A 14,588-nucleotide genomic window follows, 5' to 3' on the forward strand; every position below is an offset into this window, starting at 1 on the left:
TTATGTATAACGCCAGTGGTACTAACGCTTACGCCCGCGTGGGCGTAGAGAGTGCCGTAATGAGTGCCAGCCCCCATCAGCTTATTGTGCTGTTGTTTGATGGCGCAATGAGTGCGCTGGTGCGCGCTCGCCTGTTTATGCAGCAGGGTGAAACGGTGGCGAAAGGCGAAGCGCTGAGTAAAGCCATTAATATTATTGATAACGGCCTGAAAGCGGGGCTGGATCGCGAACAGGGGGGCGAGCTCGCCACTAACCTGTCGTCGCTGTATGACTATATGGTGCGTCGTCTGTTACAGGCTAATTTACGTAACGACAGCCAGGCAATTGAAGAAGTTGAAGGGTTGCTCAGTAATATCGCTGATGCATGGAAGCAAGTCTCCCCACAGCCGGCTCACGCCCAGGAGTAACATTAATGTCCCCCAACGTGGAGTTGATTAGCCGCTGGCAGCATGTTGCGCTGATGAGCCAGACCTTACTGGAGCTGGCCCAGCGGGGTGAATGGGAATTACTGCTGGAAAAAGAGGTGGACTACCTGCGCTCAGTGGAAGCGGTGATGGAAACACCGGCCCCGAGGATCAGCAAGCAAGTGCAGGATATGCTGGAGACTTACCTGAAGCAGACGCTGGAAAACGAGCAGCAGCTGAAAGCGCTGCTTCAGCAGCGGCTGGATGAACTGAGCGAGCTGATTGGCCAGTCTTCACGCCAGCAATCGCTCAATAATGCCTATGGCAGATTATCCGGAATGCTGCTGGTTCCCAACACGCCCGCCAATTAACGCAACGATAATTTCCCCCCGCTCTGGTGAGTTGATGAAGATCTTCCATACTCCAGAAGTCAGCTAAATGACTTCTGGAGCAAGGAAGATGAAAAATCCCACCATCCTGCAATGTTTTCACTGGTATTCCCCCGGCGGCGGCACGTTATGGCCGGAGGTATCTGAACGCGCAGCAACCTTTAATGATATCGGCATCAACATGGTCTGGCTCCCGCCTGCGTATAAAGGCAGCGAAGGCGAGCACTCCATCGGCTACGACTCTTACGACCTGTTCGACCTGGGTGAATTCGATCAAAAAGGATCGGTCGCCACCAAATATGGCGATAAACAGCAGCTGCTGGACGCCATCTCCGCGCTGCAAAAAAATAACATTGCCGTGCTGCTGGATGTGGTGGTCAACCACAAAATGGGCGCAGATGAAAAAGAGCAGGTGCGGGTGAACCGGGTTAACCAGCAGGATCGCACCCAAATTGATGATGAAGTCATCGAGTGCGAGGCCTGGACTCGCTACACCTTCCCCGCCCGCAACGGGCAATACTCAAAGTTTGTCTGGGATTACAAATGCTTTAGCGGCGTCGACCGCATCGAAAACCCCACCGAAGACGGCGTGTTTAAAATCATCAACGACTACACCGGCGACGGCTGGAACGATCAGGTGGATGACGAGAACGGCAACTTTGATTATCTGATGGGCTCCAACATCGACTATCGCAACCGCGCCGTCACCGAAGAGATCAAATACTGGGCCCGCTGGGTGATGGATCAAACCCACTGCGACGGGTTCCGGCTGGACGCGGTAAAACATATTCCGGCGTGGTTTTATAAAGAGTGGATCGAGCACGTGCAGGAAGTCGCGCCGAAGCCGCTGTTTATCGTGGCGGAATACTGGGCGCACGATGTGGAAAAACTGCAACAGTACATTGAGCAGGTGGAAGGTAAAACCATGCTGTTCGACGCCCCGCTGCATATGAAATTCCACGAGGCTTCCCGGCAGGGCCGCGACTACGACATGAGCCAGATTTTCACCGGCACGCTGGTGGAAGCCGATCCGTTCCACGCGGTGACGCTGGTGGCCAACCACGATACCCAACCGCTACAGGCGCTGGAAGCGCCGGTGGAGCCGTGGTTTAAGCCGCTGGCCTACGCGCTGATTTTACTGCGTGAAAACGGCGTACCGTCGGTGTTTTACCCGGATCTCTATGGCGCGAGTTATGACGATACTGGCGGCGATGGCGAGATGTACCACATCGATATGCCCATCGTCGACAAACTCGACATGCTGATCCACGCTCGCCAGCGTTTTGCCCACGGCGTCCAGACATTGTGGTTCGATCATCCCAACTGCATCGCCTTCAGCCGCAGCGGCACCGAAGAGGATCCCGGCTGCGTGGTGGTGATGTCCAACGGCGATGAGGGGGAAAAAACGCTGGAGTTAGGGGAAAACTACGCCAACAAAACCTGGTGTGATTTTCTGGGGAATCAGGAACAGCGCGTCACGACCGACGAAAACGGCACCGGGGTGTTTACCTGCCCGGGCGGCAGCGTCAGCGTGTGGGTGATTGAAGAAGCGATTTAAGCAGGCACAGCGGGCAGACAGGCTCTGCCCGCTGGAAACTCTGATTACGGCAGCGGGCTTAACAGCGGATGCGTCGCCAAAAAGTCGGCGCACTCTTTAGTCGGGCGATCCACGCGCTGTAAATCCATGCCCGCGTACTCCATCCGGTCACCGATGCGCTCGACCGAATAAATTTCCACCTTCTGGGTGACGTTATACCAATCTTCCCCGCGCTGCATCAGCTTGCCGGGTAAAGCGATAACGCGCTGCCACTGGCGGCAGTCAAGGGTATCGCCCTCTTTCGTCACGATAAAACTGGCGATGGCTTCCGGGCTGACCAGTTTGCTCTGCGGCCCTTGCGACTGCCAGTAACCGGCAAGCCCGGCGGGGGCTGGCGCTTTCACCACGTCCTGATAGTTATCCACCTTAGCGCAGCCGCTCAGGGCCAGCAGCGCCGCTGCCAGTGCGTATTTTTTCATCGTTATTCCTGCAAGAGATCAAAAAAAGGAGTGTGGCATTAAAGCGTTATCGCCGCCAGCCTTCTTGTTGCGCAATAAACCACCTGGGACAGCCTTTTCTTTGATATTTCCCCCGGTAACTCTCAGAAAAACACCCTATGATGCTCGCTCTTTCCTGCGCGTTCGCGCGCTTTTTAGATCCGTCTGAGTTCAGAGGCTAAAAACCATGTCATGGCAACAATTCAAACAGCAATACCTCGTTAAGTTCTGGGCACCGCTGCCGGCTGTGATCGCCGCCGGTATCCTCTCCACCTACTACTTTGGCCTGACCGGCACCTTCTGGGCCGTCACCGGCGAATTCACCCGCTGGGGCGGACAGCTGCTGCAACTGATGGGCGTGCATGCCGAAGAGTGGGGTTATTTTAAAATTATCCACCTCGAAGGATCCCCGCTTACCCGCATCGACGGCATGATGATTATCGGCATGTTCGGCGGCTGTTTTGCCGCAGCGCTGTGGGCCAATAACGTTAAACTCCGCAAACCGCAGCACCGCATCCGTATTCTTCAGGCTGTCGCGGGCGGTATTATTGCCGGCTTCGGCGCGCGTCTGGCGATGGGCTGTAACCTGGCCGCGTTCTTTACCGGCATTCCGCAGTTCTCCCTGCACGCCTGGTTCTTTGCCATCGCCACCGCCATCGGCTCGTGGTTTGGCGCGCGCTTTACCCTGATGCCGATTTTCCGCATCCCGGTGAAGCTGCAAAAAGTGTCCAGCGCTTCGCAACTCACCCAGAATCACGATCAGGCGCGTCGCCGCTTCCGTATCGGGATGCTGATTTTCGTCGGCATGATCGGATGGGCGCTGCTCACCGCCATGAATCAGCCGAAGCTGGGCCTGGCGATGCTGTTCGGGGTGGGTTTTGGCCTGCTGATTGAACGCGCGCAAATCTGCTTTACCTCGGCGTTCCGCGATATGTGGATCACCGGGCGTACCCATATGGCCAAGGCGATTATCCTTGGCATGGCGGTAAGCGCCATCGGCATCTTCAGCTACGTGCAGTTGGGCGCAGAGCCGAAAATCATGTGGGCGGGCCCGAATGCGGTGCTGGGCGGCTTGCTGTTTGGCTTCGGGATTGTGCTGGCAGGCGGCTGTGAAACCGGCTGGATGTACCGCGCGGTAGAAGGCCAGATGCACTACTGGTGGGTCGGTCTGGGCAACGTGATTGGCTCGACGATCCTGGCGTACTTCTGGGACGATCTCTCCCCTGCCCTGGCCACCAGCTGGGACAAAATCAACCTGCTGAACACCTTTGGCCCGCTGGGCGGCCTGTTGGTGACTTATCTGATGCTGTTTGCCGCATTAATGCTGATTATCGGCTGGGAAAAACACTTCTTCCGCCGCAGCCGTACCCTGAACACTGAAACCGCGAAGGAGGGCGTATGAGCGCAATAGTCCCGGATTACCGTCTTGATATGGTAGGCGAGCCCTGCCCCTACCCGGCCGTGGCAACGCTGGAAGCCATGCCGCAGCTTAAGAAAGGCGAGATTTTAGAAGTGATCAGCGACTGCCCGCAGTCGATTAACAATATCCCGCTTGATGCCCGTAATCACGGCTACACCGTGCTGGAAATCCAGCAGGATGGGCCGACCATCCGCTATTTAATCCGCAAGTAGTCGCCTGCCCTGGGAGAGGCGAAAGCCATTCGTCTCTCCCCCACGTAAATCCCACTGAAAAATAATAGTTGTACCCCGGGATAGTCCGAAAACGGGTTATTTCTTGCTATGATGACGCGTGCCGTCGGGTGCGTACGGCTAGAATTCACGGTTCACTTTATTCTGGAGCGTACGTTAGAGATGTCTGATTTTATTCTGTCACGGATTTCAGAAACCCTGGCCTCAGAAAATTCCCTGGAAGGGCTGGTCAGGAAATTGCTTGAGACCCTGGAAATCGTGACCGAGATGGATTCGACTTACCTCACCAAAGTCGAAGCGGAACAAGGTAAGCAGCACATCCTGTTTTCACGCAACAGCAAAGAGATGAATATCCCTGAAGGGCTCACCGTCCCCTGGGGCGATACCTTATGCAAACGCGCCATGGACGAAGGCTGTCTGTACACCAACGATGTCGCCGCGCAGTGGGGCGATTCCGAAGCGGCAAAGGCGCTGGGCATCACTACCTATGTCAGCACGCCGGTACAGCTTGATGACGGCACGCTCTACGGTACGCTGTGCGCCGCCAGCTCTGATAAAAAAGAACTCTCCGTGCGCGCTGAATATGTGCTGCGCCTGTTCGCCGGGCTGATCGCCCAGTACGTCCAGAAAGATTCATTGCTGGAGCAACTGCGCGAAGCCAACGCGGCGTTAATCGCCCATTCCTATACCGATGCGCTGACCGGCCTGCCCAATCGCCGCGCCATTTTTAAAAATCTCGACGCGCTGTTTTCTATCGCCCGCCATATGGAGCGCACGGTAATCGTGGCGTTTATCGATCTGGACGATTTTAAAGAGATTAACGATCTGTACGGCCATGAAACCGGCGACCTGTTTCTGCTACAGGTGAGTGAACGCCTGTCGGCGGGCGTAACCCAGGACGATATAATCGGACGGCTCGGCGGCGACGAGTTCCTGGTGGCGGAGCTGGGGGGTAAAACAGATGAAGCGCAGGAAAAAATCGCCTCCGCGCTGAAGGCGCGCCTCAATGGACTCCTGGAAGGCAAATACATCCTGAGGGATGTGGAGCTGAATTATGCGGGTGCCAGCATCGGCATTTACGTGGCGCAACCGGCTCTGGAAGATCCCGACAGCGCCCTGCGCAAAGCCGATGCCAACATGTATCTGGATAAGAACGCCCGCAAACAGCATTAATACCTTGCTTATGCCGCCGTGGATTTCACGGCGGCATTGCTCATCAGAACCACGCTTCCCACATCGCACCGATGTTAAACGAATCTAACTGCTGATCGTCGGTGCCGTTGACGCGCGCGGTGCGCTCGTTGTCCACTTCCCCACCGGTGACGTAGAAGCGCAGCATCGGACGGAATTCCGGTCCCATGGCGATAGACACGTTCTGCGACAGCGTGACTTTCCAGCCGTTGTTGTCGCCGCCTTTGTCGTAATCAACCCGCTGATAGCCTGCTTCCAGCCAGGTGGAGTGGACATCGTTCCAGAAGTACATCGGACGGACGATCGCGCCATAGTTGCGACGGTTGTCGTTGCCGTTTTTGCTGTTGTCGTAGTCGTGGAACGCCAGCAGGTATTCAATTTGCGCCTGCTGGGTAAATCGGTGAAGCCCTTCAAAGCTGGCATACACCGTGGTCAGGTCTTCGGTTTTGTTGTACACGCTGTTGTCGGAGTTATCAGAGTAGCGCGCAATAATTTTGTTCACGCCGCTGTCGTTGGTATGGCTTAACACCACGCCGCCCTGCCAGGCGTTCATGCGCTGGTCGTCGTCAACGGCTTTAGAGTCAAAGCCGTAGTTGCCGTACAGCTCCAGATCCAGCGGACCAATCTTCATGCCGTGGACTTTCGACGTCACCGCATAGTTACCCTTATCGCCGGTGCCGGAGCCGCCGGTACAGGTAATGCGCGACGGGTTAGCTTCGTCATCCATCACTTCCGGGCTACAGGACTCTACCGCAGCCACGGTGGCGAGATCGAACTGGACGCCGCCAATATCGAAGTTCTTGATCCCCGCGCCCTGCCCGTCGTGGTTCATCCAGAAGTAGTCGTTGATGCCCTGTTGCGGACGCTGATGGAAGTCGCGACCGGCCCACAGGTAAGCGCCAGGATTCGAGGCGAACAAATTGGTGACCCCGGCATAGGCCTTTTTCAGGTTCACTTCATCGCCCCAGTGGTCGATCATCACGTTAACGTCCCAGATCGCGCCGTTATCGCTTTTGAACGCTTTAGAGAGCTGAAATTCGCCGCCGTTGCCTTCGTTGCCTAAACGACCAATCGCCGACGCGCCGTTATAGGAACCGTCCACCGCCACGTATTTCTGGTCGCCGGTCTGGAAATGTGCGCCATAACGGGCGTAACCGCTAAATTTCACGCCAAACGGGATCGCCATATCCGGAGATTGCGCCGCCGTTTGCGGTTCGGTAATCACGTCGGCTTTTTTATTTACCGCTTCATCAATTTTCGCCTGCCGTTCGGCAAGGGCCTTATCCACCGCTTTAGCCACGATAGCGTCAATTTGCTCCTGGGTAAATTCCTGAGCCAGAGCAGAAATTGGGCAAAGCGCGGCGATAACCGCCATCGTTAATGGAAGTTTTTTAATGTTATTCATAATATTCTCGATGTAATTTTTAGTAATAACAGTCCCTGTTCTGGCAGAGATAATGAATCGCTGACGCCAAAACAAGTTATTTATTATTTAAGGGTACAGAAGGGTTAAAATATTCTCGTTACTCACACTCCGGGTAATATTTAAAACAACACTTAACGCTGATACAGATGCAGTATTTCTTCGCACAGTTCACGGGCTAATAATGAATTCATTAAATGGTCCTGGGCGTGGACCATAATTAACGTCATCGGCTGTCTGGCTTCACCGGCGTCCTGTTCAATCAGTTTGGTCTGCATCCGGTGCGCCTGGCGCGAATAGCCGTCCGCTTCGCGCAGCAGGCTATTCGCTTCATCGAAGTTGCCCTGCCGGGCGGCGTGCAGCGCCTCAAAACACAGGCTGCGCGACTGACCGGCGTTGACAATAATTTCCATCACCGCTTCTTCTAATACCACCATTATTATTACTCCTTATCAAAACCATTATTCGCGGAAACGGCGGCAAACCATTCCCCGCTGCGTTTAATTGTGCGCTGCTGGGTTGCAAGATCGAGCTGAATAAAACCGTAACGGTTTTTATAGGCGTTGCACCAGGACCAGTTATCAATAAAGGTCCACATGTGGTAGCCCAGGCAACGGCTGCCTTCGGTTATTCCTTTATGCAACCACTGCAAATGGCCCGCGACAAAATCAATGCGATATTGATCGTTAATTTGCCCGTCGTTAATAAAGCGCTGCTCATTTTCCACACCCATGCCATTTTCAGAAATAAAGCAGCGCGGGTTGCCGTAATTGACACGCAGATTGGTCAGGATATCGTAAATACCCGGTTCATAAATTTCCCAACCGCGATAAGGATTCATTTTCCTGCCAGGCATGTCGTAATAGTCAAATAACCACTCCGGCATAAACGGTGCGTCTTTATTAATTGCGCTGTCGCGGCATTTTACCCGGCGCGGCTGATAATAGTTCACGCCCAGTAAGTCGATAACGCCTTCCTGAATCAGTTCTTTATCACCCGGCTGGCAAACCGGCAGCTGACCGTATTCATTCAGCACCGCCACCAGTTCGGCGGGATAGTCGCCGCGCAGCACCGGATCGAGAAAGCTGCGGTTGAAAAACAGATCCGCATACTCAGCGGCCTTTACGTCTGCCGGGTTTTGCGAGCGCGGGTATGACGGGGTTAAATTCAGCACGATGCCGATTTCCCCGGCATAGCCGCCCGCGCGATACGCTTTCACCGCCGAAGCATGGGCCAGTATGGTATGCAGCGCTACGCTGGCCGCGCGTTTGAAATTCACCACGTTGGGATAGTGGAAATCGTACAGATAGCCACCTTCCACCGGCACAATCGGCTCGTTGAAGGTGAACCAGTGCAGTACCCGGTCGCCGAACAAATCAAAGCAGATTTGCGCGTAGCGGCTATAGGCGTCTATCACCTCGCGGTTTTCCCAACCGCCTTTTTCCTGCATCACCATCGGCATATCAAAATGGAACAGCGTAATAAACGGGGTGATGCCCTGTTCGATCAGCTCATCAATGACCTGGTTATAGAACTCAACTGCCTGCGGATTAACCTCCCCGGTTCCGTCCGGGATCAGACGCGACCAGCTAATCGAGGTGCGGTAGCTGTTGTGATTCAACGTCTTCAGCAGGGCGATATCTTCACGCCAGTTGCGGTAAAACGTTGACGTATCATCCGGCCCCACGCCGTTATGAAAGCGCCACGGCTGGGTGGCGAACCAGTGATCCCACGTGGTTTGCCCTTTGCCTTCACGCAGGCTTTCCCCTTCGGTTTGCAGCGCGGAACTCGCGCTGCCCCACCAGAAATTCTCAGGAAAGGTGTAATTCATCGTTATCACTCCCGATATCAGTTGCTGTTGGCCGGTTCAGCCATCGGCGCGGCGTTTTGCGCTTTCTGCTCTTCGTTTTTCATCAGCGAGCGCTCATAAGCGCGCAGGAAAGGCAGGTAAATCAGCGCCGACATCACCATACAAATCAGGCACATCACCACCGGACTAAACGCCCAGTTTGCCGCCCATGAGGCACCGATAGGCGCAGGCGTGGTCCACGGCGTCAGCGAGACGACCTGCGGCAGCCAGTCCAGACGGGTGGCGGTGTAGGCCAGTACGGCGTTAACCAACGGTACGCAGACGAACGGGATAAACAGCATCGGGTTCATGATGATCGGCGCGCCGAACAGAATCGGTTCGTTGATGTTAAAGAAGCTTGGCACCACGCCCATTTTGCCGATGGTGCGCAGGTGCGTTACGCGGCTGCGCAGCAGCAGGAAAGCCAGCGGTAACGTCGAGCCGACGCCGCCAATCAGCAGATAGTGGTCCCAGAAGCCTTGCAGGTAAACGTGGGGCAATGCCGTGCCCGCCGCCAGCGCCGCCTGGTTGGCAGACAGGTTAGCCATCCAGAACGGGTTCATAATGCCGGTGACGATAAGCGAACCGTGAATACCCGCAAACCAGAAGATTTGGCACAGCAGCACCGACAGCAGGATGGCTGGTAAAGAATCCGATGCCGATACCAGCGGCTCCAGCAGATGCATAATCGCCTGCGGGATGATCATGCCGGTTTGCGCTTCCACGAACAGGTTCAGCGGATGCAGGGTGCCAATCACCACAATCACCGGGATCAGGATCTCGAACGAACGCGCCACGCCGGTCGGCACTTCTTTCGGCAGGCGAATGGTGATGTTGTTCTGCTTTAACCAGGCATAAACGCGCGTGGAGTAAATCGCGGTGATCAGCGCGGTAAAAATCCCCTGCCCTGACAGATATTGGGTAGAGATTTTGCCGTCCGCATAGGGTGCCGCCACCAGCAGGAACGCCATAAACGCCAGCAGGCCGGACATCACCGGGTCGAGGTTAAACTGCCGCCCGAGGCTGGCACCAATCCCCACCGAAATAAAGAACGTCATTACGCCCATGCTGAGGTTGAACGGCAGCATCAGCTGCTCACGGTAGGTCTGAGAGAAATCCAGCCAGCCGCGGGCAAAGCTGTTGGTGGTATCCGCCGAGAACGGCGGGAAGATAAACACCAGCATAAAGGAGCCGATGATCATAAACGGCAGCGCCGCGGTAAAACCGTCGCGGATAGCAATCACGTACTTTTGCTGTCCCAGACGCCCGGCCAGCGGGGTGATGGATTGTTCAATGACCGCAATCATTGACTGGTAGAGTGAACTCATGGGAACCCCTTTATTAGTGTGCCGCGTCGATCAGCGACAGTGCGTAGTCGAGAACTTTATCACCGCGCTGCATCCCGTAATCCATCATATCAATAGGCTGGACCGGAATGCTGTGAGATGCCGCTTTGGCTGACAGCGTGCCTAACATGTATTTAACCTGTGGCCCAATCAGCACCACCTGATAGTTTGGAAACTGTGTATCAAATTCGGAAACGCCAAAGGCGTTAATCTCTACTGCCAGGCCCCTTTCCTGCGCCACTTCTTCCATTTTCCGCACCAGCAAACTGGTAGACATCCCTGCGGAACAACACAACATAATCCTGACCATCCCGAGCACCTCAATATGTTAATAGTTATTTCACGACTGATTGGACATCACACGGAAACCGGTTTCCATTTCAAAAAACCAGAACTGTGATTGCTATCAAAATAATCAGAATAACAAGCCTTTTCTTTGGCCCGGCGTCACAGTTTTGCTGTGTAAAATGGATCACTGGCGTCCAAATGGAAAATCGGTTTCCATCAAAAACGGAAACGGCTATACTGCGGATGGTGATTATTTGCGCTACAGGTTTTATCAGGATTTCCAGGCTGCATTTGCGCCTGTCAGGGGAGAAAGATGTCAACAATCAACGATGTATCACGTTTAGCTGGGGTGTCGAAGGCCACAGTGTCACGGGTGTTGAGTGGTTCGCGCGGGGTAAAGGAAGCCAGCCGCCTGGCGGTGCTAAAAGCCGTGGACGAACTAAACTATCGGCCAAATGTCATTGCGCAGTCGCTGTTAAGCCAGTCGACCGGCTGTATCGGCGTGATTTGCGCCCATGAAAATATCAACCAGACCACCAGCTATCTGTACGTACTGGAAAAACATTTAAGCCAGCATCAAAAGCATCTGCTGCTGCGTTTTGCCAACACCAAAAGCGCGGTGCTGCACGCGCTGGAAGAGCTGAACTGCGGTCTGTGTGATGATATTTTAATTATCGGCGCGCGCTTCCCGCTGGATATCGACCAGGAGAATGTGATTCTGGTGGACTGCATGGAGGCGGAAAACGTCAACAGCATTCAGTTCGATCACGCCTTCGCAGCGGAAACCGCCTGTAATTACCTGATCAGCCAGGGGCGGCGGCAAATCGCCATGATCCAGCCGCAAGGCAGTGGCTTTGCCGATCAGGTGCTGCTGGGCTATAAGCATGCGCTGGAGAAAAACTTCCTGCCCTTTAACCGCAATCTGGTGTTTCTGGAAGCGACCTCCTCTTCCGTGGCGTTGCAGGAATTGCTGAATAACGCCGCTACGCTCAATTTTAACGCGCTGATGGTCGCGGATGAGCATGAGGCCCAGCACATTATTCCCCAGTTGCAGGCGTTTAATAAATCCGTACCGGACGACATTATGGTGTTCAGCCTTGGCGGGTCGTTGCAACTGCCTGGCGTACCGGTCATTCCTGCCATTGAATATCCGATTGAAGCCATGGCGGTGCGCATCGTCAACTGGCTGACAGAAAAAACCCAGGATATGTTGGGTACCCAACTGATGCGCGGCGATCTGTTTATTCCGGACGTGCGCAGGAAAGCGAGCCGTTAAGGCAGCAATAAAAACCCCGGAAGCCCGGGGTTTGATTTGTTAAACCAACAGTACACGTTCAGCAGAGATCTTTATCGATCCCCAGGCGCTTCATGCGGGCCAGCAGCGTGGTGCGCTTAACACCCAGCCGCTGTGCGGCACCTTTCGCCCCGGCAATCACGCCGTTGCACTCTTTCAACACCCGTTTGATACGCTGGATTTCATCTTCCCCTTCGCGGGCGATATCCGTTTCAGGCTCCTCTGGCGGGCTCTGCGCCGGGTCGCTAAAGGCCATTTCCGACAGGGAGAGTTGCAGGACATTGCCACGCGTCAACAGTACCGCACGCTCAATAACGTTCTCCAGTTCGCGCACATTGCCCGGCCATTCCATCTTGCTCAAAATACGCAGCGTGTCCGCGGGGATACTCTCGATATTACGCCCTAAGCGGCGGGCGATCTTAAAGGTAAACGCTTTAACCAGCAGCGGGATATCCTCCGGTCTTTCGCGCAGCGGCGGCAAAAAGATCGGGAATACATTCAGGCGATAGTAGAGATCGCTGCGAAACTCGCGATCGGCAACCATCTGCTTTAAATTACGGTTAGTGGCGGCAATCAGCCGAACGTCAGTCTGGATAATTTTATTGCTGCCGAGACGTTCAAATTCCTGTTCCTGCAACACCCGCAGCAGCTTCGGTTGCAGATCGAGAGGCATATCCCCCACTTCGTCCAGGAATAGCGTACTGTGGTCGGCCAGCTCGAAGCGACCAATGCGCTGGGCACTCGCACCGGTAAATGCGCCGCGCTCATGGCCGAACAAATCGCTCTCCAGCAGGCCCGCCGGCATGGCAGCACAGTTCATTTTTACCATGCGACGGTTATTGCGGTGGCTGAGATTGTGGATGGCGCGGGCAATCAACTCCTTGCCGGTGCCCGTCTCCCCGAGGATCAGCACCGTGCTGTTACTGCGCGCCACCATTTCGACCTGTTTCATTACCGTCATCATGGCGTCGCTGCGGCCAATGATTTCGCCAAAGTCAGCGCTGACGTTATTGATTTGCTCGGTCAACGCCAGATTCTCATCCACCAGCCGCTCTTTAAGGCGATTAATTTCCTGCCAGGCCAGTGCGTTATCAATAGCAATCGCGATACGTTCGGCGATCTGCCGCAACAGTTTTAAATTAGCAGCGGTGAAAATATGCGCTTCGCACTGCGCCAGTTTCAGCACACCCAGCATTTTATCGCCATAGGTCAACGGAAACAGACACAGCGTTTGGATCTGGTTATTCCACATGTCAAACAGCATCCGCTCGTAGGGAGCATGCTGTTCCTGATGGTGGAGATTCAGTAACAGCATCTCTTTACTGTTGAACACCCGCTCGGAAAGAGTGCCCTTTTCATCCAGCTCGCTCTGGGCTGAAATCGGCGCGCTTTTCTCAACGTAATGCGTGGAGTAAATGTTGAGTTTCCCTTTGCGCGGGCTGCGCAGCACAATGCTGATCGAGTCGATATTGAAATTGGTGTGGATTTCGCGGGAAATTTCACTCACCAGCTCATCCAGATCCAGTTTCGACAAGACCGCATTGGTGATAGCCACCAGCAGGCGGAAATCATCCCGTTCACGGCATAACAGGGCGTAGTTATCGCTACTCACCCGGCGCGTTTGAATATGTTCTGCCACTACGCTGATGATTTGGGTTAGCGACTGGAGACGTGAATACTCTTTTTCGCTCCAGGGCCGATCGACGTCGCGAATAAATTCGCAGCCGCCGAAAATGCGCCCTTCTGCCGCCAGCGGCAGAAGCGTGTAGTGGCCAAATGGCGGATAAAGATCGAGCTTGCCAAGCTGCGGCCAGGTCTCGGTAAATTCATGGTACCGACAGTGCAACGCTTCGGGGCGCGATAACACCCGGCGAATAGGGCCATTGGCCAACACGGTTTCATCTTCGTAACGAATGCCTTCTCCCTGCCCGTCTACGCTGAAAAAACAGACCCTTGGCTGATGCGGATGACACAGCAAAAGATTGACCTGCTCCGCAAGTCCAGTCTGATTGATATGCAGACGCACCGCGTTAACCAGTGCGCACATATCGGGCTGTTGCAATAACGTGCGGGCGATATCGAACAGACCTTGTTCGGCGGCATCGCCCATTGGGGTATACGACATTTAGCTTATCCAGAAATCAAAACTGACAACAGGCCATCAGGAGGCGGTAACCGCCTCCCTGGGCCAAAAAATAATCTTAACAAATTCGCGGCAAAGGTTCCGAAAACGGCAGTTCAAGCGTCCGCTTCACGCCATACAGGCCGGTTAACCGTACGCCCTTACGCGCCACCACTTCACCCGTCAGGGTGGCATCGCGTCCCAGCGGATGGCTGCGCAGCGCCTCAATAATCGCCGGCGCGGCGGCCCGCTCAGCGGCAATCACCAGCCTGCCCTCGTTGGCGAAATTCACCGCCTCCAGCCCCAGCAGCTCGCACAGCCCCCGCACCGCCGGTTTCACCGGCAGCGCGCGCTCGTCAAGCTCGATGCCGCAGCCGCTGCTGGCGGCAAACTCGTGCGCCACCGCGTTCACGCCGCCGCGCGTGGCGTCACGCATCGCCCTTATCCCCGGCAGGTGACGAACGGCCTGAATCAGCGGTGTCAGCACCGCGCAGTCGCTCTCCGGCACGCCCTCTATGCCCAGCTGCTCCCGCAGGTTGAGGATGGTGGCCCCGTGGTCGCCCAGGGTGCCGCTGACAATCAGCACATCCCCGGCACG

At 55.1% G+C, this 14,588-nt stretch carries 15 protein-coding genes; 7 read left to right on the forward strand and 8 right to left on the reverse strand.

Annotated features, from left to right (window positions below):
• The first annotated feature begins 2 nt into the window (after positions 1-2).
• The 3 genes from fliS to amyA all read left to right on the forward strand — a co-directional run bounded on the left by fliS (position 3) and on the right by amyA (position 2,351).
• Positions 3-407, forward strand: a complete 405-nt coding sequence (gene fliS / locus FND52_RS19140) for a flagellar export chaperone FliS (RefSeq protein WP_125291861.1) — start codon at positions 3-5, stop codon at positions 405-407.
• Between the two features lie 5 nt (positions 408-412).
• A complete protein-coding gene (gene fliT, locus FND52_RS19145; RefSeq protein ID WP_125291860.1) occupies positions 413-775 on the forward strand; it encodes a flagella biosynthesis regulatory protein FliT in 363 nt (120 codons plus the stop codon).
• Between the two features lie 88 nt (positions 776-863).
• On the forward strand, positions 864-2,351 hold the full coding sequence (gene amyA, locus FND52_RS19150; RefSeq protein WP_144132671.1) for an alpha-amylase: 1,488 nt from the start codon (positions 864-866) through the stop codon (positions 2,349-2,351).
• 44 nt (positions 2,352-2,395) lie between these two features.
• Here the strand turns inward: amyA and yedD are convergent, their stop codons facing one another.
• Positions 2,396-2,809 (reverse strand): lipoprotein YedD, encoded by a 414-nt coding sequence (yedD, locus tag FND52_RS19155; protein ID WP_144132673.1) that lies wholly within the window; start codon positions 2,807-2,809, stop codon positions 2,396-2,398.
• A 205-nt stretch (positions 2,810-3,014) separates the two neighbouring features.
• Between yedD and yedE the strand changes: the two genes are divergently transcribed.
• From yedE to FND52_RS19170, 3 genes are all read left to right on the forward strand, one after another.
• Positions 3,015-4,229 carry a selenium metabolism membrane protein YedE/FdhT gene (gene yedE / locus FND52_RS19160; protein ID WP_125291857.1) on the forward strand — a complete coding sequence of 405 codons (1,215 nt, stop codon included), beginning with the start codon at positions 3,015-3,017 and terminating at the stop codon, positions 4,227-4,229.
• Positions 4,226-4,459 carry a sulfurtransferase-like selenium metabolism protein YedF gene (gene yedF, locus FND52_RS19165; protein WP_125291856.1) on the forward strand — a complete coding sequence of 78 codons (234 nt, stop codon included), beginning with the start codon at positions 4,226-4,228 and terminating at the stop codon, positions 4,457-4,459. The genes yedE and yedF overlap by 4 nt, the downstream gene beginning before the upstream one ends.
• A gap of 180 nt (positions 4,460-4,639) precedes the next feature.
• Complete coding sequence (locus tag FND52_RS19170) at positions 4,640-5,650, forward strand: sensor domain-containing diguanylate cyclase (RefSeq protein ID WP_144132675.1); 1,011 nt, start codon at positions 4,640-4,642, stop codon at positions 5,648-5,650.
• Positions 5,651-5,693: 43 nt separating this feature from the next.
• Here FND52_RS19170 and FND52_RS19175 read toward each other — a convergent pair whose 3' ends face one another.
• From FND52_RS19175 to FND52_RS19195, 5 genes are all read right to left on the reverse strand, one after another.
• The gene (locus FND52_RS19175; RefSeq protein ID WP_125291854.1) at positions 5,694-7,073 is read right to left on the reverse strand and encodes a carbohydrate porin; all 1,380 of its coding nucleotides are present in this window, start codon (positions 7,071-7,073) and stop codon (positions 5,694-5,696) included.
• Between the two features lie 152 nt (positions 7,074-7,225).
• Positions 7,226-7,528, reverse strand: coding sequence for a PTS lactose/cellobiose transporter subunit IIA (locus FND52_RS19180; RefSeq protein WP_167509384.1), 303 nt, complete (start codon positions 7,526-7,528; stop codon positions 7,226-7,228).
• Positions 7,529-7,533: 5 nt separating this feature from the next.
• On the reverse strand, positions 7,534-8,922 hold the full coding sequence (locus FND52_RS19185) for a glycoside hydrolase family 1 protein (protein WP_144132677.1): 1,389 nt from the start codon (positions 8,920-8,922) through the stop codon (positions 7,534-7,536).
• Between the two features lie 17 nt (positions 8,923-8,939).
• Positions 8,940-10,268, reverse strand: coding sequence for a PTS sugar transporter subunit IIC (locus FND52_RS19190; protein ID WP_125291851.1), 1,329 nt, complete (start codon positions 10,266-10,268; stop codon positions 8,940-8,942).
• A 13-nt stretch (positions 10,269-10,281) separates the two neighbouring features.
• Entirely contained in the window at positions 10,282-10,596 is a 315-nt protein-coding gene (locus FND52_RS19195; protein ID WP_125291850.1) for a PTS sugar transporter subunit IIB, read from the reverse strand.
• Positions 10,597-10,887: 291 nt separating this feature from the next.
• Here FND52_RS19195 and FND52_RS19200 point away from each other — a divergent pair, with 291 nt between their 5' ends.
• A complete protein-coding gene (locus FND52_RS19200; protein WP_125291849.1) occupies positions 10,888-11,850 on the forward strand; it encodes a LacI family DNA-binding transcriptional regulator in 963 nt (320 codons plus the stop codon).
• A 58-nt stretch (positions 11,851-11,908) separates the two neighbouring features.
• On the opposite strand, the gene flhA is transcribed toward FND52_RS19200, so the two are convergent.
• On the reverse strand, positions 11,909-13,993 hold the full coding sequence (gene flhA / locus FND52_RS19205; RefSeq protein WP_125291848.1) for a formate hydrogenlyase transcriptional activator FlhA: 2,085 nt from the start codon (positions 13,991-13,993) through the stop codon (positions 11,909-11,911).
• Between the two features lie 76 nt (positions 13,994-14,069).
• On the reverse strand, positions 14,070-14,588 hold a 519-nt coding region (locus FND52_RS19210), incomplete at its 5' end, for an AIR synthase-related protein (protein WP_244290590.1).

The organism is Atlantibacter subterraneus, from assembly GCF_007570865.1.
In the GTDB taxonomy this organism is placed as follows: Bacteria; Pseudomonadota; Gammaproteobacteria; order Enterobacterales; family Enterobacteriaceae; genus Atlantibacter; species Atlantibacter subterraneus.